Source organism: Paracoccus litorisediminis, assembly GCF_009711205.1.
GTDB lineage: Bacteria > Pseudomonadota > Alphaproteobacteria > Rhodobacterales > Rhodobacteraceae > Paracoccus > Paracoccus litorisediminis.
The window spans coordinates 72,103-90,851 of sequence record NZ_WMIG01000015.1 but is presented as its reverse complement, the minus strand read 5'-3'; the positions used below and the strand labels follow the sequence as shown (position 1 = coordinate 90,851).

The window sequence follows — 18,749 nt, the reverse complement described above, 5'->3', positions numbered from 1 at the left end:
GCTCATCTCCAGGTCTTGGCATAGGCGCCGGTGGTGGCGGATTGGCCCTCGGTCAGGCGGGCCAGCAAACCGGTGGGCATGGGTGCCCCGGTCTCGGCGGCCTCAACAGCGGCGCGGAATGCCCGGACCACCTGCGCGACATAGGCGCGGCTGCGTTGCCGCCCCTCGATCTTCAACGCGGTGACGCCTGCCTTTTGCAATCTGGGGATCAGTTCGGTGGCATCCAGACTGACCGGGTCCTCGAACAGATGCCCGGTCTGGGCCGGACCGCTGGCGGTGGCGGGGGCGGTGAAGCAGCCCTTGCACAGCGTCGGATAGGGGGCGGGTGCGCCCTTGGGCGTGCGGTGGATCAGGTAGCCGCCCAAACGCGCCTCATTCTGGCCGTCCTGTTCGACATAAGCGACATGGCTGGCCGGAGAGCAGACGCCATTCATGTTCGGCGACAGGCCGGTGGCCCATGACGACAGTGAACACCGCCCCTCGGCCATGACGCAAAGCCCGCCAAAGGCAAACACTTCGGTCTCGATATCGATTTCGCGGTTGATTGCGGTGATTTCCTCGACCGTCAACACGCGGGGCAGCACCACGCGGCGGATGCCGAAGGATTCCGCATACAGGTTGATCGCATCCGGATTGGCGGCCGCTGCCTGTACCGACAGATGCAGCCGCAGATCAGGATGGGTTTCGGCGGCATGCGCGATCAGGCCGGGATCGGCAAGGATGACAGCATGTGCGCCTGCGTCCTTGGCATCGGCCACGGCCCGGTGCCACAGCGCCTGTGCGCCCGCACGCGGGAAGGTGTTGATCGCGACCAGCACCTTGGCGCCGCGCGCCTTGGCATAGGCGATGCCTTCGGCCATTTCCTCGCGCGAGAAATTGAGACCGGGGAAATTGCGGGCATTGGTTTCATCGGCAAAGCCGCAATAGACGGTATGTGCGCCCGCCTCGACCGCAGCGCGCAAGGCGGCAGGTGTGCCCGCCGGACAGACCAGTTCCATCATCATCAGATCTCCTGCCGGGTCAGCGGATAGCCGGTGCGGGATTCCGCCAGCGCGAAAGCACGGCGCAGCCAGCCGTCAAAGGGGCTGCGGGACAGGGTGGCCAGTTCCTCGGTCAGGTCCAGCTCGGCGTCGTCCAGGGCATTGCGGAACGCCAGCACCGCCGAGGTGTCGCCCGCGATTTCCAGATCGCCCGAAAAGAACAGCGCATCGCCATCCTCGCTGCCATGAAGCATGGCCAGAAAGGCAGCCAGCTGGCCCCGGATCGCCGCATCATGCGGGGGCAGGGGACGCTTGCGCGACCATGCGGTAATGCGCTGCGCCTGCGGCTCGATCAGCAAAAGCGCGGGGCCGTCGATCACGTCGATCAGGAAGCGCGCGCTTTGATACGCGCCCAGACGGCCAAGGATGGCGGGCTTATGCGCCGCGATCCGGCGCAGCAGCCGCGACAGGGCAAAGCCGATGACCGAGGCTGCCGGGACTGGCATCGGCAGATGACGAAAGGGCGGGGGAAGGGGTCTTTGAGCTATCATGCCCGCAAGGCTAGATCGGCAAAACCGCGCCACAATTGACATATGTCAAGTTTGTGCCGGTTTTCAGTCTCTAGACAGCACGGCATCACGATAATGGAGCCGCCGATGCGCAGCCTTCCTGCCTTTCCCGATCTGCGGGGCTTTCTGACCTTTGTCGAGGGGCGCGGCGATCTGGCGCGCATCCCCGACCCGATCTCCTTGCGGCACGAAATGACGGCCCTGCAACTGGCAGCCTTGCGGGCGGGCGGTCCAGTCCTGCGGCTGGAGGGCCATGACGGGCCGCCTATGCCGGTGGTGACGAACCTGTTCGGCACGCGCGAAAGGGTCGCCGCCGGACTGGGGCTGCTGCCCGATGAAATCCCCGCCTTTGGCAGCTTTCTGGCCAGCCTGCGCAGCCCGGCCTCGCCCGAGAGCATGCGCGATGCGCTGTCGCGCTGGCCGATGCTGCGGGCGGCGCTTGCCGCGCGGCCAAGGGTGCTGCGCCATGCCCCCGCGCAGGATCAGGAACTGGGCGGTCTTGATGCGCTGCCGGTCCAGACCCCTTGGCCCGAGGATGCAGGCCCGCTGATCACATGGCCGGTGGTGATCACCCGCCCGCAGGACAGCGCGGCAGCCGATGTGGCGCGCTACAATCTGGGCGTCTACCGGGCGCAGGTGCTGGGGCCGGACCGGCTGATCATGCGCTGGTTGGCCCATCGCGGCGGCGCTGCGCATCACCGCAGCTGGCAGCGGACCAACGCGCCCATGCCGGTGGCGATCGCCCTTGGCGCCGACCCGGCGCTGCTGCTGGCGGCGGCGCTGCCCTTGCCCGAAACCGTGTCCGAGCTGGGATTTTCCGGTGTGCTACGCGGCCAGCGGACCGAGTTGGTTGCGGCGCGGATCGTCCCGCTCATGGTTCCGGCCCGTGCCGAGATCATCGTCGAGGGCTGGATCGACCCGGCCGAGACCGCCCCCGAAGGCCCCTTTGGCGATCATACCGGCTATTACAACGCCGTTGAGCCGTTTCCGGTGATGCGGGTCAGCGCGATCACCTGCCGCCGCGATCCGCTTTACCTGACCACCGTCACTGGCAGGCCGCCGGATGAGCCCTCGGTCATCGGAGAGGTCTTCAACGAACTCGCCCTGCCGGTGATCCGCGCCCAGATCCCCGAGGTGCAGGATCTGTGGCTGCCGCCTGCCGCCTGTTCCTATCGCATGGCGTTGGTCAGGATCGACAAGCGTTACCCCGGACAGGCGCGGCGGGTGATGATGGCGCTATGGGGGATGCTGCCGCAATTTTCCTATACCAAGCTGGTGGTGGTCGTGGATGGCGATCTGGACATCCGCAACTGGGACGACATCGCGTGGGCCTTGGCGACCCGCATGGACCCGGCGCGGGATGTCATGCTGCTGGACCGCACGCCGATGGATTATCTGGACTTTGCCTCGCCGCTGGAAGGGTTGGCGGGCAAGATCGGGATCGACGCCACCACCAAGATCGGCAGCGAGACGACTCGCGAATGGGGCCGGGAAATGCATCTGGACCCCACGCATGAGGCATGGGCCGCAAAGCTGCTGAAAGGGATCATGCCATGAGGGTGGTGCTGGGTGTTTCCGGTGCATCGGGCGCCGCGCTGGCAATGGATTGCGCCGAGGCGCTGACCCGCGCCGGGGTCAGTATCGATCTGGTCCTGTCGGCCATGGCCGAACGCACCTTGGCCGAGGAAATCGGCCCCGATGCCTACGAGCGCCTGTGCGCGATGGCGGCGCGCGTGCATCCGCGCGGCGATCTGGGGGCGGAAATCGCCTCGGGCTCCTGCCCGGTCGCGGGGATGATCGTTGCGCCTTGCTCAATGCGCAGCCTTGCCGCCATCGCCCATGGGTTTGACGATAACCTGCTGACCCGCGCCGCCGGGGTGCAGCTTAAGGAACGCCGCCCGCTGATCCTGTTGACGCGCGAGGCTCCGCTGACGCTGGCGCATCTGCGCAACATGACCGCCGCCGCCGAGATGGGCGCGGTGATCCTGCCGCCGGTTCCCGCCTTCTATCTGCGCACGGCCAGCCTTGCCGAGGTCACCGCCCAGATTGCCGCCCGCGCCGTCGACCTGCTGCGCCTTGCCCCGCCGCAGGCAAGGGCATGGGTGCCTGGGCAGAACGGCTGACGGTTTGTGCTAGCGGGGCAGATTGTCCCGCAGATAGATGGTCGGGTTCACCTCGGGGGGTGTCGCGGGCAACTCATCGGCGATGGCTTTCATGGCCTGCAGGGCAAGGGTGATTTCCACGTCCGGGTTCTGGTCGATGACCGCGTCGATCAGGTCGGCTTCCAGCGCCGCGCGGGTATGGGCGGTCAACTCGTGCAGCACGACGAAGGGGCGCGGGGTCGGCATGTCGCGCAGCATGGCGATCAGCGCGCGATTGCCTGCGCCGATGGAATAGATGCCAGTGATCTGCGGGTCTGCGGCCAGCATTGCCGCAAGCTTCTGACGCAGGATGTCGGACCGGTCCTGAACCTCGATCGGGGGCAGCAGATGCAGATGCCGCCCCGGCTCGGTCAGGACCTCATGCGCCCCCTTCAGCCGGTCGCGGTGATCGCGAGAGGCAAGCGCGCCAAGGATCGGCAGCACCCGACCCGGACCGCGCCCATGCGCCAGGCGCAGCAACCGGCCTGCGGTCCGGCCCGCGGCGACATTGTCGATCCCGACATATAGCATCCGCGCCTCGACCGCGGCGTCGGAAACCAGCGTCACGACCGGAATGCGCATGGCCTGCAGCCGTTCGACCGCAGCCGTCAGCGCGCCCGAGTCGCTGCCGATGATGCCGACGCAATCGCAATCCCCGGCCTCGATCCGCGACAGTTCGGCCGCCAGTGCATCGGCATCCAGCGGCGGCACGTCATGGATCTGGATCTGCATGCGCTCGGCCAGACGCTGCGCGGCCTGCGCCTCGACCACCTGACGCAGCACGGTGAAGAAGCTGTGATCCCCCTGCGGCAGATAGAAGCGAAAGACATAGCTGCGCCGCCGCGACAGGTTCGCTGCATGGATGTCGCGCTGGTAGCCCAGTTCATCAATGGCGTGCTGGACGCGCAGGACCGACTTTTCGGCCACCCCGCCACGCCGGTTCAGGACGCGGTCGGCGGTCGAATAGCTGACGCCTGCCGCCCGCGCCACGTCATGCAGCGTCGGGTTTCGCATGATCTCTCCTCCGCGTCCAAAGATTCCAATCGGAATGACAGACGTCAATCAGCAATCTGACAGACGTCTTTCTTTTTCTTTGACAGGTTATCGGGCGCGGCGCAGTCTTGGCCCAGATCCGGCGACTCGACCGGATGGTCGCATCTATTGGGAGGTATCGATGCGCACTGCCATTCTGGCCGCCGTCCTTGCGACGGTGGGTTTTTCGTCTGCTTCATTCGCACAAAGCATGACCGTCGGTGTGTCCTGGTCGAACTTCCAGGAAGAGCGCTGGAAGACCGATGAGAAGGCGATCAAGGACGCGCTTGAGGCCGCCGGGGCCAAATATGTCTCGGCTGACGCGCAATCGTCCTCGGCCAAGCAGCTTTCCGATATCGAGGCGCTGATCGCTCAGGGCGTGAATGCGCTGATCGTGCTGGGTCAGGATACCGAGGCTGTCGTGCCCGCCGTTCAGGCCGCCGCCGATGAAGGCATCCCGGTCGTCGCCTATGACCGCCTGATCGAGGACCCGCGTGCCTTCTACCTGACTTTCGACAACGTCGAAGTGGGTCGGATGCAGGCCGCCGAGGTGCTGAAGGCCGCGCCCAAGGGCAATTACGTGATGATCAAGGGTTCGCCCACCGATCCCAATGCCGACTTCCTGCGCGGTGGCCAGCAAGAGGTCCTGCAAAAGGCCGTTGATGCCGGCGATATCAAGATTGTCGGCGAGGCCTATACCGATGGCTGGCTGCCCGCCAATGCCCAGAAGAACATGGAACAGATCCTGACCCAGAACGACAACAAGGTCGATGCGGTCGTGGCCTCGAATGACGGGACCGCAGGCGGTGTTGTCGCCGCGCTGACCGCGCAGGGCATGCAGGGCATTCCGGTTTCCGGGCAGGATGCCGATCATGCCGCGCTGAACCGCGTCGCGCTGGGGACGCAGACGGTGTCGGTCTGGAAGGACTCGCGCGTGCTGGGCAAGACCGCAGCCGAAATCGCGCTGGCGCTGGCCGGTGGCAAGGCTGCGGCCGAGGTCCCGAATGCGATCAAGTTCAAGACGCCCGGCGGCAAGGACATGGACGCGATCCTGCTGACCCCCGTGCCGATCACCAAGGAGAACCTCTCCACCGTGGTCGATGCCGGATGGATCACCAAGGATGCCCTGTGCCAAGGGGTCCAGAACGGCCCCGCGCCCTGTAACTGATGGAAGGGGTGGCGGCGTTACCAGCGCCGCCACCGCGCCATGCACATGAGCGACCTTTCCCCCGCCGCCCCGCCGCGCCGCAACTGGCTGCAACAGCTTGAGATCGACCTGAGATTGCTGGGCATGATCGGGGCCTTTGCGCTGGTCTGCCTGTGCTTCTGGATCGTGACCGATGGCCGCTTCCTGTCGGCGCGCAATATTTTCAACCTGACGATCCAGACGGTCTCGGTCGCGATCATGGCCACGGGAATGGTCTTTATTATCGTCTGCCGCCATATCGACCTGTCCGTGGGCGCGATCCTTGCGCTGGCCTCGGCGATGATGGGGATGATGCAGGCGCGCTGGCTGCCCGGCATTTTCGGGCTGGAGCTGGGCCATCCGCTGATCGCGCCGCTGACCATGGTCACCGGGCTGTTGGTCGGGACGGCCATCGGGGCGCTGAACGGCTGGCTGGTCGGCTATCAGCGCATCCCGGCCTTTATCGTCACCTTGGGCGGGTTGTTGATCTGGCGCTATGTCGGCTGGTATCTGACGGCGGGACAGACCATCGCACCGCTGGACCAGACCTTCCTGCTGTTCGGGGGGGCCGAGGGCACCTTGGGCGTCACCACCAGCTGGATCGTGGGCGGGCTGGCCTCGATTGCGGCGCTGTGGGTGATCTATGGCGCCCGCCGCCGCAAGCAGTCGCATGGCTTTCCCGTGCGCCCGATCTGGGCCGAGGGCGCGGTCATGGCACTGGTGGTCGGCCTGATCATGGGCTTTGTCGCCATCCTGAATTCCTATGAGCTGCCGCAAGCCAAGCTGAAGCGCATCTTTGAGGCGCGGGGCGAGGTCATGCCCGAGGGGTATACGCAGGGCTACGGCCTGCCAATCTCGGTCCTGATCCTGATCCTTGTAGCGGTCGCAATGACCGTCATCGCCAGACGCACCCGATTTGGCCGCTATATCTTTGCCACCGGCGGCAACCCCGACGCGGCCGAGCTTTCGGGCATCAATACGCGGCTGCTGACCGTCAAGATTTTCGCGCTGATGGGGTTCCTGTGCGGGCTGTCGGCGATCATTGCACAGGCGCGGCTGCAATCGCACCCCAATGACATCGGCACGCTGGACGAATTGCGGGTGATTGCGGCGGCGGTGATCGGCGGCACGGCGCTGTCGGGCGGGATTGGCACCATCTATGGCGCAATCCTTGGCGCGCTGATCATGCAAAGCCTGCAATCGGGCATGGCCATGGTCGGGGCCGACGCGCCTTTGCAGAATATCGTGGTCGGCGTCGTGCTGGTTCTGGCCGTCTGGATCGACATCCAATATCGCAGAAGGCTGGGGATGCGATGACACCTTTAGTGGAAATGCGCGACATCTCGATCGCGTTCGGCGGGATCAAGGCGGTGGATCACGTCTCGATCGACCTTTATCCGGGCGAGGTCGTGGGTCTTCTGGGCCATAACGGCGCGGGGAAATCGACGCTGATCAAATGCCTGTCCGGGGCCTATCGCGCCGACGCGGGCGAGATCTATATCGACGGGCAAAAGGTCGATATCCGCAATACCCGCGACGCCCGCGCCCTGAATATCGAGACGATCTACCAGACGCTGGCCTTGGCCGACAATCTGGACGCGGCCTCGAACCTGTTTCTGGGGCGCGAGCTGGTGACGCCCTCGGGCCTGCTGGACGAATCCCGGATGGAGGCCGAGACGCGCCGGATCATGGCCCGGCTGAACCCCAATTTCCGCAAATTCGCCGATCCGGTCATGGCGCTTTCGGGTGGGCAGCGGCAATCGGTGGCGATCGCCCGCGCGGTCTATTTCAACGCCCGCATCCTGATCATGGATGAGCCAACCGCCGCTCTTGGCCCGCAGGAAACCCAGATGGTGGCCGAGCTGATCCAGGAGCTGAAGCGACAGGGTCTGGGCATCTTCCTGATTGAACACGACATTCACGCCGTGATGAAGCTTTGCGACCGCGCGGTGGTGATGAAAAACGGCCAAAGGGTCGGAACGGTGCGGGTGGACGAGGTCACCGATGACGACATCCTTGGCATGATCATCATGGGCAAGAAACCCGCGCAGGCAGCGTAAGCCTCACAGCGACATGCGATGCACTGGTGCCCCGGCGACCGGGGCGTCGAAGGCAAGCAGCGTGCCGGGCTGCATGGTGCCGTCGTCGCGCGGCATGTGCAGGCAGGTGACATAGAGTGTCCGCAGATCCGGTCCGCCAAAGCAGGGCATGCTGCAGCCTTTATGGGGCATTTCCCAGATTTCGATGATCTCGCCTTGGGCATTCATGCGGTTCAACCGGCCCGAGCGGACCCCGGCGCTCCAGTAGCAGCCCTCGGCGTCCATCGCGGCGCCATCCGGACGGCCCTCGTCAGGGGCATTGTCATGCAGGCGGGTCGCATCGCCGATGCCGCCGCGCATCGGGTCGAAGTCGAAAGCCTGCACATAAAGGCCGCTGCTGTCGGAATGATACATGCGGCGACCGTCGGGGCTCCATGCCAGCCCGTTCGAGGTCAGCAGCCCGTCAAGAACGGTGGCGAAGCTGCCATCCGGCGCGACGCGGTATAGCCGGGCATTGCCGGTCTGCGGCTCGGCCTCGTCCCTTGTGCCGACCCAGAAGTAGCCGTCCGGGCCGACCTTGCCATCGTTCAGCCGACTGTCCGCCCGCCCGCCATCGGGATCGCACAGCAGGGACAGCGCAGCCGTCGCAGGATCAAGCAGATGCACGCCCGTCTGCAACCCGACCACGATCAGGCCGCTGTCGCACAGGCCAAGACTGCCCGCCGCCGCTGGCATGTCGAAGCGGTCCAGCCTGCCATCCGCATGGCGGCGAAACAGCGCCGGGGCCAGCGTGTCGACGAACCACAGCGCGCCGGTGCGCGCGTCCCAGACCGGAGATTCCCCGACCTGCAGCGGCATGTCGATCACCTGCCGCACCTTGGGCTGGAAGCGCTGCGGTTTCGTCATGGCATTCCTTTTTTTATAAGGTGTTGGTTCAATCATCGACGCCGCTGAACATGCGGTTGCGGGCGTTCAAAATATGGTCGCGCATGGCCAAGGCGGCGGCGTCCTCGTCCCGTGCGAGGATCGCGGCGACAATGGCGTCATGCTCGCGCTGCACGGCGCGGGCATGGGGTGGCGAACGCCGCAGGCTGAGGCTGCGGGTGACCGAATGCCCGATCGAGAAATGTCCGCGATACATGCCGCGCACCTGCATGTGGAACGGGTTTCCGGTTGCCTCGGCGATGGCGTCATGCAGGGCCAGATCTTCCTCGGCGCCCAGATCACCGCGCAGCATCGCGGCTTCCAGCCGGGCTAAGGCCTCGGTGATATGGCTGCGGTCCTGCGCGGTGGCATTGCGCGCGGCCAGTCCAGCCGCCGCCGCCTCAAGCCCGGCGCGGAATTCAAAGAAACGCTGCACATCGGCCAGCGATCCGACGGGCACCTGCTGCAGCATGGTGCTGTCCGGCCGCTGGCGGACATAGGACCCCGAGCCCTTGCGCGAAACGATCAGATTGTCCTGCCGCAGCCGTTCCAGCGCCTCGCGCAGGACGGGCCGCGATGCGCCCAGCATGACGGCAAGCTGGGGCTCCGAGGGCAGGCGCGCATTCAGCGCAAAGCGCCCGTCGGCAATCATCGCGATGATCTTTTCATAGATGATGTCGCTATAGCGGGTGGCGCCCGCTTTCTGCTCATGCCCTGTCATTGCGGACGTCATGTCTTTCCCCGCAGGCATATCGTGATCGGCGGCGGCGGTAATATCCGGTCGCCACATCAGATCTAGCGTTATGAAAGCTGTCATAATCTGTCAATACTTGTAATTTTCTGATCCTCTGATATCGATTCTCTTGTTGCGATCGCCGCGTGGCGAACCGGCCTTGGGAGGGGCCAGCGACGACGGCGGGTCGGCAGCCAAGACGCCTTGGGAGGAGAACGAGGATGCAAGACCCTATTCCGCTGCCCGGCGGGCTAAGTCGCCGTGGCTTTCTGGCGGCGTCCGGCAGCGTATTTGCGCTGGCCGCGCTTGCCACCCGCGCCCGCGCCGCGACCGTGAACGAGGCTCCGGCGCTGGCCGATATGGTCAAATCGGGCGGGTTGCCCGCATTGAATGACCGCCTGCCGCAGAACCCGCTGGTCGTGACCCCGCATGAAAAGATCGGCACCTATGGCGGTGCGATCCGGCGCGGGCTGCGCGGGTCCTCGGACCATAACGGCATTCTGCGCATGGTCGGCAATCAGGGCCTTGTGCGCTGGAACATGGATTTCACCGAGGTCCTGCCCAATGTCGCCGACAGTTGGGAAATCGGCCCCGATGCGACCCAGTTCACCTTCAAGCTGCGGCCGGGAATGCGCTGGTCTGACGGCCACCCCTTCACCGCCGATGACGTGGTCTTCGCGATCGAAGAGGTGGTGAAGAACCCCGAACTTTACAGCGCCACCCCGGCGCAATTGCAGGTCGCGGGCAAGCCGGTGGTGGTCGAAAAAGTGGACGACGCGACGGTGCGCTTCACCTTTGCCGCGGCGAATGCGCTGTTTCTGGAAAACCTTGCGACGCCGTTGGGCCAGCACCCGACGCTGTTTCCCAAGCATTATTGCAGCCAGTTCCTGCCCTCGTCCGGGCGCGATCTGGTGGCCGAGGCCAAGGCGGCGGGCCTGGGCACCTGGACGGAACTGTTCCGCGCGAAATGCGGCGATATCGAGATCCCCAGCCGCTGGGCCAATCCCGACAAGCCGACTTTGGACCCCTGGGTCGTCAAGGAGCCCTATACCGGCGGCGCGACCCGCGTGGTGATGACCCGCAACCCCTATTTCTGGCAGGTCGATACCGAGGGCAATCAGCTGCCTTATGCGGATGAGCTGAGTTTCGGCATCTCGCAGGATGTGGAATCGCTGATGCTGAACGTGATCTCTGGGCAGATCGACATTCAGGACCGCCATATCAACATTCTCGCGAACAAGCCCACCCTGTCCGAGAATGCCGAGAAGGGCGGCTACCGGTTGCTGAAGCTGGTCCCCTCGGCGTCGCAGCAATGCCAGATCTACCTGAACATGACCCACAAGGACCCCGGCATGCGCGAGATGTTCGCCAATAAGGCGGTCCGTCATGCGCTGTCGCTGGGTCTGAACCGGCAAGAGATCATCGACATCGTCTATTTCGGCCAAAGTGAGCCCTATCAGACCGGACCGCGCCCGACCCATCCCTGGCATCACGAGGGGCTGTCCAAGCAGTTCACCGAATTCGACCCCGACAAGGCTAATGCCCTGCTGGATGAGGCGGGTTATGACAAGCGCGACGGCAATGGCTGGCGGCTGCGGCCGGATGGCGGGGCGACCTTCTTTGCCATCGACGTGATCCCGACGCTGTATCCGGACCTTGTGGACACGCTGGAACTGGTCAAGGCGCATTGGGCCGAGCTGGGCTTTGACGTCAAGGTCAACACCATCGAACGTGCGCTGTACTATACCCGTGGCGATGACAACGCGCATGACGCGCAGGTCTGGCCGGGGCCGGGCGGGCTTGATCCGATGCTGGACCCGCGCGACTATTTCGCCTTCCATCCGCAGGGCTCTCGCTACGCGATCCCTTGGGCGATGTGGTACACCTCGAACGGCACGGCAGGAGAGGAGCCGCCCGAAAGCCAGAAGCAGCGTTTCGCGCTGTTCGATCAGGCCCGCGCCACCGCCGATCTGGCCAAGCGCGGCGAGATCATGAAGCAGGTGTTCGACCTGACCGCCGAGGCCTTCGAAACCATCGGCATCTGCCTTGCGGTGGGCGGTTTCGGGATCATTCGCAACAATCTGCACAATGTGCCCGAGACCCAGCCCGACAGCTGGTCATGGCCCAATCCCGGTCCGGCCATGCCGCAGCAATTCTATTTTACCGCCTGACGCGTTCGGGCCGGCCCGCGACGGGCCGGTCCTTCCCCGCCCGACCGGAGCCATTGGATGCTGCGTTTCATCGCCAAGCGATTTCTGTGGATGATCCCCTCGCTTTTTGCGGTCAGTTTTCTGGCTTTCGTGCTGATCCAGTTGCCGCCGGGCGATTACGTGACGACCTATGTGGCGACGCTGGCTTCCTCGAACGAGATCGTCGACCAGAACGCCGCCGCGCAATTGCGCGAGCGCTTCGGCCTCGATCAGCCAATGATCGTGCAATATTCGAAATGGATCTGGGGCATTGTCACGCGGGGCGATTTCGGCCTGTCCTTCGAATGGCAGCAGCCGGTTTCCGGGCTGATCTGGGAACGCATGGCGCTGACGCTGGTGCTGGCGGTGGTCAGCCTGCTGGTCACCTGGGCCATCGCGCTGCCGATCGGGGTCTATTCGGCGGTCAGAAAATATTCGATCGGCGACTATGGCTTTACCATCTTCAGCTTTCTGGGTCTGTCGATCCCGTCCTTCCTGCTGGCCTTGGTGCTGATGTATGTCGCCGCCGTCCATTTCGGCCAATCCGTCGGCGGGCTGTTTTCCCCAGAATATGAAAACGCACCGTGGAGCTTCGGCAAGCTTCTGGACCTGCTGCATCACCTGTGGCTGCCGGTGATCATTCTGGCCGTGTCCTCGACCGCCAGCCTGATCCGGGTGATGCGCGCCAATATGCTGGACGAATTGCCCAAGCCCTATGTCACCACCGCCCGCGCCAAGGGCCTGTCAGAGCTGCGCCTGCTGCTGAAATACCCGATGCGGATCGCGCTGAACCCGTTCATCTCGACCATCGCATGGCTGCTGCCGAACCTGATTTCGGGCTCGGTCGTGGTGGCCATCGTGCTGAACCTGCCCACCGCCGCGCCGATGCTGCTGCAATCGCTGATGGCGCAGGACATGTATCTGGCGGGGGCCTTCGTCTTGCTGATCTGCGCGCTGACGCTGATCGGTTCGCTGATCAGCGACATTCTTCTGGCGCTGGTCGATCCGCGCATCCGGCTTGAGTGAGGGACCAATGACCGATGCCAGCCTGCAAGCCGAAGTCCCGGCCGAGCGCGTCGCCGTCGCCTCGCAATGGCAGCTGATCTGGTGGGCCTTCCGCCGCCACAAACTGGCGATGATCGCGCTGGTCGTCACCATCGCGCTGTACACCGTCGCGCTGGTGCCTGGGTTCTTCGCAATCAACGACCCGGTCAAGCAGAACGCGCGCTCGACCTTTCATCCGCCGCAGCGGGTGCATGTCATCGACCGCAGCGACGGGCTTCAGATCGGCCTGTATTTCCGCCCCCTCAAGATGACCCGCGACCCCGAGACACTGGCCGCCATCTTCAAGGAAGACCCCACGAAAAAGGTCGGCATCCGCCTGTTCGGGCGGGGCTATGAATATTCGGTGCTGGGCCTGTTTCGCAGCAATATCCACCTTCTGGCGTCGAGCGATCCGAAACAGCCGCTATACCTGTTCGGGGCGGACCGGCTGGGGCGGGATGTCTATTCCCGCGTGGTGCAGGGGGCGCAGATCTCGCTGTCGATCGGGTTGGTCGGTGTGGCGCTGTCACTGGCCTTGGGCGTGATCTTGGGCGGGATATCGGGCTATTACGGAGGAAAGATCGATTTCGTCATCCAGCGGGTGATCGAATTCGTGCTGGCCTTGCCCACCATTCCGATCTGGCTGGCGCTGGCGGCGGCACTGCCGCAGAACTGGCCTGCGACGCTGCAATACATGATGATCACCATCATCCTGTCGCTGACCGGTTGGGCGCAGCTTGCCCGCGTGGTGCGTGGGCGCTTCCTGTCGCTGCGATCCGAGGAATTCGTCGCCGCCGCGCGGCTGGACGGCGTACCGGAGCGGCGGATCATCTTTCGGCACATGCTGCCCAGTTTTGCCAGCCACATCATCGCCTCGGTGACGCTGGCGGTGCCCGCGATGATCCTGGCGGAGACCTCGCTGTCTTTTCTGGGGCTGGGGCTGCAGCCGCCGACGATATCCTGGGGGGTGCTGTTGCGTGAAGCGCAGAACATCCGCTCGATCGCCACGGCGCCTTGGTTGTTCCTGCCCGGCGCGGCGGTGGTGCTGGCGGTGATGGCGCTGAACCTGCTGGGTGACGGGCTGCGCGACGCGGCCGATCCCTATAACAAATGAGGGCACCCATGCCGCAAGTCGAGCCGACCCCACCGCTGCTGGATGTCCGCGATCTGGTCACCGAGTTCCCGACCCGCACCGGCGTGTTCACCGCAGTGAACGGCGTGTCCTTTTCCATCGCGCCGGGCAAGACGCTTTGCGTTGTCGGCGAAAGCGGCTCGGGGAAATCCGTCACTGCGCGCTCGATCCTGCAGATCGTCGATCAGCCGGGTCGGATCGCGCGGGGACAGATCCTGCTGCGCGGTCCCGACGGCAACATGCTGGACCTTGCCATGCTTGACCCGCGCGGTCGTGCGATCCGTGCCGTTCGTGGCGCGCGGATCGCGATGATCTTTCAGGAGCCGATGTCATCGCTGTCGCCCGTCCATACCGTCGGCGACCAGATCATCGAGGCGCTGCGTCTGCATCTGCGGATGAACAAGACCGAGGCGCGGGCAGAGGCCATCTCTCTGCTTGGTCAGGTCGAAATTCCCGACCCTCAAAAAGCGGTGGACCGCTATGCCTTTGAATATTCCGGCGGGATGCGGCAGCGTGCGATGATTGCCATGGCCTTGGCCTGCAAGCCGCAATTGCTGATCGCGGATGAGCCGACGACAGCCTTGGACGTGACCACGCAGGCCGAGATCCTCGACCTGATCGCGCGGCTGCAAAAGGCGCATGGCATGGCGGTGCTGTTCATCACCCATGACATGGGCGTCGTCGCCCAGATCGCCGATGACGTGCTGGTCATGAATCAGGGCGTCGTCAAGGAATATGGCCCGGTCGAGCAGATTTTTCACGCGCCCAAGGACGATTACACCAAGATGCTGATCGGCTCGGTCCTGAAGCTTGAGCACAAGGCCGAGGCCCGCGCCAGCCGCCCGCCGATCGACATGACGGCGACCCCGATCCTGGACATTCAGGGGCTGACCATGAAGTTCGGTGAATTCACCGCGCTGGACAAGGTCTCGATCACGTTGCAACCCGGCGAAACGCTGGGGATCGTGGGGGAAAGCGGTTCGGGCAAGACGACGATGGGCCGCGCCGTGATGCGGCTTTACGATCCAAGCGGCGGGCGCATCCTTTACCGGCGCGCCGATGGCGCACAGGTCGATCTTGCCGAACTGCACGGCTCTGACCTCAAGGCCGTGCGCCGGGAATTGCGCATGGTCTTTCAGGACCCGTTCGGTTCGCTGAACCCGCGCATGACGGTGGCGCAGATCATCGCAGAGCCGCTGCTTGTGAACGGCATCGCCCGTGGCCGCCAGTTGGATGAGCGTGTCTGCCATCTGATGGAGCAGGTCGGGCTGAACCCGGCGACGCGCGAACGCTACCCTCATGCCTTTTCCGGCGGGCAGCGCCAGCGGATCGGCATTGCGCGGGCGATCACCCTGAACCCGCGTGTGATCGTCGCGGATGAGGCGACCTCGGCGCTGGATGTCTCGGTCCGCAGTCAGGTGCTGGACCTGCTGATGCGGCTGCAGGACGAACTGGGGCTGGCCTATATCTTTATTAGCCATGATATCGGCGTGATCCGCTACATGTGCGACCGCGTGGGCGTCATGTATCGCGGCCAGCTGGTCGAGGTGGGCGCGGCGGACAAGGTCTGCAACAACCCCGATCATCCCTATACGCAAGCGCTGCTTTCGGCGATCCCGCGACCCGATCCGCGCGACCGCGACCGCTCGCGCCGCTTCCGCTACCGGGCCGAGGATCAGCCCGAACCCGCACGGGCCGTCGGCTAAGGGGCGCCGCATGATATCGCCGGCCTTCGGCCGCAAATAGCAACCTGACGAGGACCGCGATGTATCTTGGCACCCAACTTCCGGCGCGCAATGACGACGACTATCGGGTGATGAAGCAATTGGGCGTCGACCATATCTGCGCCGACCCCGAAGGCGACTGGCGCGATTGGGACGTGGCGCATCTGTCGCGTTTTCGCGAACGGATCGAGGGGTTCGGCCTGACCCTAGATATGCTGCAACTGCCCTTGGCCTCGGTCCCGGTGGATCGCGCGAAATGTCCCGACATCATGCTGGCCGGGCCGGATCGTGATGGCCAGATCGACGGCATCTGCCAGTTGATCGAGAATTGCGCCGCCGCTGGGATCCCTTCGGTCAAATACAATTTCAACTATATCGGCATTCCCCGCAGCCCGCTTGAGGCCGGACGAGGAGGCGCGCGCGCCGAGGCCTTTCGCTGGGACTTGATGGACCAGCAGGAACCCGGCCCCGCAGGCGAGATCGCCGAGCAGGAGATCTGGAGCCGGATCGACTATTTCCTTGCCCGGATTGTTCCGGTGGCCGAGGCGGCGAATATCCGGCTGGCCTGCCATCCGCATGATCCGGCGACGCCCCCCGGCTACAAGGGCGTGACGCGGGTTCTGGGCACGGTCGAGGGGATGAAGCGCTTTGTCTCGATGCATGAAAGCCCGGTTCATGGCCTGAATTTCTGCATCGGCACGCTGGGCGAGATGCTGGATGATGTTTCCGAGGTTCCGGAGATCACCCGCTGGTTCGGCGAACGCGGCAAGATCATGAACATCCATTTCCGCAATATCGCGGGTGGGCGTTACTCCTTCCGCGAGACGCTGCCCGATGAGGGCGATATCGACATGCCCGCCGTGATCGACGCGCTGCGCGACACCGGTTACCGCTACATGGTGATGCCCGACCATGCCCCCACCCTGTCGGGAGAGAATGAGCGCGGCGTGGCATTCGCCTTTTGCTACGGCTATATCGCCGCGCTTTTGCAGGAACGGCGCGGATAGCGACCGGGGCGCGATGGCCCCGGTCCGGTTTCGTCTGCGTCAGGCGAAGGCGTAAGAGCCGTCGGGGCGTTTCGGGACCTTGCGCTGCCAGTGGATGTAGCCTTCTTCAAGCATGGCTTTCTCGTCCATCTCGACCCCCCAGCCGGGACGGTCGGGGCGCAGTTCCAGATAGCCGTCCTTGGGCAGGTAGGGGTCGACGACATAGCGCGCTTCCATCTCGCGCTGGTCGATCTCGGTCCCGCCATAGACGTAGCCCTGTCCGACGGGCAGGCGGTATTCGAGGATCTTGAAGTTCTGCTGTGCCGCCGAGAAATGGACGTTGACCGCCGTGGCCAGCGGACCCATCGGGTTATGGGGCGCGACGCTGACGAAATGCGCCTCGGCCAGGGTGGCGATGCGGCGCATTTCCGAAATCCCGCCGACGACGCAGATGTCGGGCTGGATGATGTCGGCGCCCCGCACCTGCAGCAGTCGCAGGAATTCGTTGCGGTGATAAAGCGACTCGCCGGTGGCCAGGGTGCAGTTCAGGCCCTGCTTCAGGTCGCCATACATCTCGATATTCTCGGGGCGCAGGGGTTCTTCGAAGAACAGCGGATCATAGGGGGCCAGCGCATTGCCAAGCTGGCGGGCCATCGCGGGCTCAAAGATCTTGGCATGGGCGTCGAAGGCGATTTCATAGCTGCTATCGACCGTCTCGCGCAATTCGCGGAAATATTCGGCCGAGGCGCGGACGACCTCGCCCCAGCGATGGCTGTTCGGCTCAAGCCGCCAAGGGCTGAGCTTGAAGGCCTTGAAACCCCATTGCTCATTCAGGCGATCCAACTCGTCGCGCGCGGCGGGCACGTCGGGCGCGGTATAGACCCCGGCATAGACCTTGACCCGGTCGCGGACCTCGCCGCCAAGCAGCTTATAGACCGGCACGCCCGCCGCCTTGGCCGCCAGATCCCACAGGCAATGATCCAGTCCGGAAATCGCCGCCAGTCCCAGCGCGCCGGGCGGGAAGCGGCATTGCTGGATCATCAGGTTGTACAGATATTCGACCCGCGTCGGGTCCTGCCCGGCAAGGAAGCCGTAGAGGTAGTCAAGCAGCGGCGGCAGGGCCAGGTCGGGGCCGTGGTTGTAGCATTCGCCCCAGCCGGTCAGGCCGTCATCGGTGTCCAGCGCCACGATGACGCGGGGGCGGTCCTTGTCGCGGGTCATGAACACCCGCATGCGATCGATCTTCATAATGCTCCTCCTGAAAATGGGTCCGGCGGGCTGGTCACTCGGCGGCGACGCTGGCGGCGGGACGATAGCCAAGGCTGCCCTCGCGCAGCAGCCGGGTATAGGGATGGGTCAGATCGCCGCGGACCATCGCCTCGCGGGTGGCGACCTCGACGAACTGGCCTTTCTGCATGACGGCGATGCGGTCGCAAAGATGCGTGACCACCGCCATGTCATGGCTGACCAGCAGATAGGTCAGTCGCCGTTCTTCGCGCAGGTCCTTGAGCAGGTTCAGGATTTCCGCCTGAATCGAGACATCCAGCGCCGAGGTCGGCTCATCCAGCAGCAATATCTGCGGGTCAAGGATCAGGGCGCGTGCGATGGCGACGCGCTGACGCTGCCCGCCCGACAGCTGATGCGGATAGCGAAAGCGGAAGCGACGCGGCAGACCGACCTGATCCAGCGCGCGGTCGATCCTGCCGTCGCGATCATCCATGCCGTGGATCTCCAGCGGCTCGGCCAGAATCCGACCGATCGTGTGGCGCGGATGCAGCGAGCCGAAAGGGTCCTGAAACACGATCTGCTGCTGGCGCAATTGCGCCAGCTCGCGGCGGTCCGGGCGCACCGGAACGCCTGCGATGCTGATGGTTCCCTGCCAGTCCTTCACCCGTCCGGCAATGGCACCAAGGATGGTGGACTTGCCGCAGCCGGATTCGCCCACCAGACCGAAGCATTCGCCCTGAGCGATGACCAGATCGACGCCGCGCACCACATGGTTGACCCTTGGCCTGCGGCCAAAGCTGACGTTCAGACCGGCGACTTCAATCATGTTTCTGTCTTGCATGG

The 18,749-nt window shown here is 64.6% G+C and carries 17 protein-coding genes; 10 read left to right on the top strand and 7 right to left on the bottom strand.

Translation table 11 applies throughout. The features are described from left to right. Window positions 1-2: 2 nt before the first annotated feature. Entirely contained in the window at window positions 3-998 is a 996-nt protein-coding gene (ubiU, locus tag GL300_RS19485; RefSeq protein WP_155041374.1) for a ubiquinone anaerobic biosynthesis protein UbiU, read from the bottom strand. Window positions 999-1,003: 5 nt separating this feature from the next. Next, a complete protein-coding gene (gene ubiT / locus GL300_RS19480) occupies window positions 1,004-1,486 on the bottom strand; it encodes a ubiquinone anaerobic biosynthesis accessory factor UbiT (RefSeq protein WP_246195257.1) in 483 nt (160 codons plus the stop codon). A 150-nt stretch (window positions 1,487-1,636) separates the two neighbouring features. On the opposite strand from ubiT, the gene GL300_RS19475 reads away from it, so the two are divergent. After that, entirely contained in the window at window positions 1,637-3,106 is a 1,470-nt protein-coding gene (locus GL300_RS19475; protein ID WP_155041359.1) for a UbiD family decarboxylase, read from the top strand. Further along, window positions 3,103-3,672: a UbiX family flavin prenyltransferase gene (locus tag GL300_RS19470; RefSeq protein ID WP_155041358.1), complete on the top strand. Its 570-nt coding sequence runs from the start codon at window positions 3,103-3,105 to the stop codon at window positions 3,670-3,672. The genes GL300_RS19475 and GL300_RS19470 overlap by 4 nt, the downstream gene beginning before the upstream one ends. 9 nt (window positions 3,673-3,681) lie before the next feature. Here GL300_RS19470 and GL300_RS19465 read toward each other — a convergent pair whose 3' ends face one another. Then, window positions 3,682-4,704, bottom strand: a complete 1,023-nt coding sequence (locus GL300_RS19465) for a LacI family DNA-binding transcriptional regulator (protein ID WP_155041357.1) — start codon at window positions 4,702-4,704, stop codon at window positions 3,682-3,684. 160 nt (window positions 4,705-4,864) lie between these two features. Between GL300_RS19465 and xylF the strand changes: the two genes are divergently transcribed. The 3 genes from xylF to GL300_RS19450 are packed head-to-tail and all read left to right on the top strand — an operon-like array spanning window position 4,865 to window position 7,968. After that, window positions 4,865-5,890 (top strand): D-xylose ABC transporter substrate-binding protein, encoded by a 1,026-nt coding sequence (gene xylF, locus GL300_RS19460; RefSeq protein WP_155041356.1) that lies wholly within the window; start codon window positions 4,865-4,867, stop codon window positions 5,888-5,890. 45 nt (window positions 5,891-5,935) lie between these two features. Then, a complete protein-coding gene (locus tag GL300_RS19455) occupies window positions 5,936-7,225 on the top strand; it encodes a sugar ABC transporter permease (protein WP_155041355.1) in 1,290 nt (429 codons plus the stop codon). Further along, window positions 7,222-7,968 carry an ATP-binding cassette domain-containing protein gene (locus GL300_RS19450; RefSeq protein WP_155041354.1) on the top strand — a complete coding sequence of 249 codons (747 nt, stop codon included), beginning with the start codon at window positions 7,222-7,224 and terminating at the stop codon, window positions 7,966-7,968. The genes GL300_RS19455 and GL300_RS19450 overlap by 4 nt, the downstream gene beginning before the upstream one ends. A 3-nt stretch (window positions 7,969-7,971) precedes the next feature. Here GL300_RS19450 and GL300_RS19445 read toward each other — a convergent pair whose 3' ends face one another. Together GL300_RS19445 and GL300_RS19440 are read right to left on the bottom strand one after the other, a co-directional pair. After that, window positions 7,972-8,853 carry an SMP-30/gluconolactonase/LRE family protein gene (locus tag GL300_RS19445; protein ID WP_155041353.1) on the bottom strand — a complete coding sequence of 294 codons (882 nt, stop codon included), beginning with the start codon at window positions 8,851-8,853 and terminating at the stop codon, window positions 7,972-7,974. Window positions 8,854-8,881: 28 nt separating this feature from the next. Continuing rightward, entirely contained in the window at window positions 8,882-9,592 is a 711-nt protein-coding gene (locus tag GL300_RS19440; protein WP_155041373.1) for a FadR/GntR family transcriptional regulator, read from the bottom strand. 233 nt (window positions 9,593-9,825) lie between these two features. Between GL300_RS19440 and GL300_RS19435 the strand changes: the two genes are divergently transcribed. The 5 genes from GL300_RS19435 to GL300_RS19415 are packed head-to-tail and all read left to right on the top strand — an operon-like array spanning window position 9,826 to window position 16,700. Beyond that, the gene (locus GL300_RS19435) at window positions 9,826-11,775 is read left to right on the top strand and encodes an ABC transporter substrate-binding protein (RefSeq protein ID WP_155041352.1); all 1,950 of its coding nucleotides are present in this window, start codon (window positions 9,826-9,828) and stop codon (window positions 11,773-11,775) included. Window positions 11,776-11,832: 57 nt separating this feature from the next. After that, a complete protein-coding gene (locus GL300_RS19430) occupies window positions 11,833-12,819 on the top strand; it encodes an ABC transporter permease (RefSeq protein WP_155041351.1) in 987 nt (328 codons plus the stop codon). Between the two features lie 7 nt (window positions 12,820-12,826). Continuing rightward, window positions 12,827-13,951 (top strand): ABC transporter permease, encoded by a 1,125-nt coding sequence (locus GL300_RS19425; RefSeq protein ID WP_155041350.1) that lies wholly within the window; start codon window positions 12,827-12,829, stop codon window positions 13,949-13,951. Window positions 13,952-13,959: 8 nt separating this feature from the next. Beyond that, complete coding sequence (locus GL300_RS19420) at window positions 13,960-15,675, top strand: ABC transporter ATP-binding protein (protein WP_155041349.1); 1,716 nt, start codon at window positions 13,960-13,962, stop codon at window positions 15,673-15,675. Between the two features lie 59 nt (window positions 15,676-15,734). Beyond that, entirely contained in the window at window positions 15,735-16,700 is a 966-nt protein-coding gene (locus tag GL300_RS19415; RefSeq protein WP_155041348.1) for a mannonate dehydratase, read from the top strand. A 39-nt stretch (window positions 16,701-16,739) separates the two neighbouring features. Here the strand turns inward: GL300_RS19415 and GL300_RS19410 are convergent, their stop codons facing one another. Continuing rightward, a complete protein-coding gene (locus GL300_RS19410) occupies window positions 16,740-17,927 on the bottom strand; it encodes a galactarate dehydratase (RefSeq protein WP_155041347.1) in 1,188 nt (395 codons plus the stop codon). A 34-nt stretch (window positions 17,928-17,961) separates the two neighbouring features. Next, entirely contained in the window at window positions 17,962-18,747 is a 786-nt protein-coding gene (locus GL300_RS19405) for an ABC transporter ATP-binding protein (RefSeq protein ID WP_246195256.1), read from the bottom strand. Window positions 18,748-18,749 lie beyond the last annotated feature (2 nt).

Excerpts from the sequence above, each read along its gene's own strand:
- ubiU (WP_155041374.1), bottom strand. The coding sequence starts at position 998 with ATGGAACTGGTCTGTCCGGCGGGCACACCTGCCGCCTTGCGCGCTGCG.
- ubiT (WP_246195257.1), bottom strand. The coding sequence starts at position 1,486 with ATGCCAGTCCCGGCAGCCTCGGTCATCGGCTTTGCCCTGTCGCGGCTG.
- GL300_RS19475 (WP_155041359.1), top strand. The coding sequence starts at position 1,637 with ATGCGCAGCCTTCCTGCCTTTCCCGATCTGCGGGGCTTTCTGACCTTT.
- GL300_RS19470 (WP_155041358.1), top strand. The coding sequence starts at position 3,103 with ATGAGGGTGGTGCTGGGTGTTTCCGGTGCATCGGGCGCCGCGCTGGCA.
- GL300_RS19465 (WP_155041357.1), bottom strand. The coding sequence starts at position 4,704 with ATGCGAAACCCGACGCTGCATGACGTGGCGCGGGCGGCAGGCGTCAGC.
- xylF (WP_155041356.1), top strand. The coding sequence starts at position 4,865 with ATGCGCACTGCCATTCTGGCCGCCGTCCTTGCGACGGTGGGTTTTTCG.
- GL300_RS19455 (WP_155041355.1), top strand. The coding sequence starts at position 5,936 with ATGAGCGACCTTTCCCCCGCCGCCCCGCCGCGCCGCAACTGGCTGCAA.
- GL300_RS19450 (WP_155041354.1), top strand. The coding sequence starts at position 7,222 with ATGACACCTTTAGTGGAAATGCGCGACATCTCGATCGCGTTCGGCGGG.
- GL300_RS19445 (WP_155041353.1), bottom strand. The coding sequence starts at position 8,853 with ATGACGAAACCGCAGCGCTTCCAGCCCAAGGTGCGGCAGGTGATCGAC.
- GL300_RS19440 (WP_155041373.1), bottom strand. The coding sequence starts at position 9,592 with ATGACAGGGCATGAGCAGAAAGCGGGCGCCACCCGCTATAGCGACATC.
- GL300_RS19435 (WP_155041352.1), top strand. The coding sequence starts at position 9,826 with ATGCAAGACCCTATTCCGCTGCCCGGCGGGCTAAGTCGCCGTGGCTTT.
- GL300_RS19430 (WP_155041351.1), top strand. The coding sequence starts at position 11,833 with ATGCTGCGTTTCATCGCCAAGCGATTTCTGTGGATGATCCCCTCGCTT.
- GL300_RS19425 (WP_155041350.1), top strand. The coding sequence starts at position 12,827 with ATGACCGATGCCAGCCTGCAAGCCGAAGTCCCGGCCGAGCGCGTCGCC.
- GL300_RS19420 (WP_155041349.1), top strand. The coding sequence starts at position 13,960 with ATGCCGCAAGTCGAGCCGACCCCACCGCTGCTGGATGTCCGCGATCTG.
- GL300_RS19415 (WP_155041348.1), top strand. The coding sequence starts at position 15,735 with ATGTATCTTGGCACCCAACTTCCGGCGCGCAATGACGACGACTATCGG.
- GL300_RS19410 (WP_155041347.1), bottom strand. The coding sequence starts at position 17,927 with ATGAAGATCGATCGCATGCGGGTGTTCATGACCCGCGACAAGGACCGC.
- GL300_RS19405 (WP_246195256.1), bottom strand. The coding sequence starts at position 18,747 with ATGCAAGACAGAAACATGATTGAAGTCGCCGGTCTGAACGTCAGCTTT.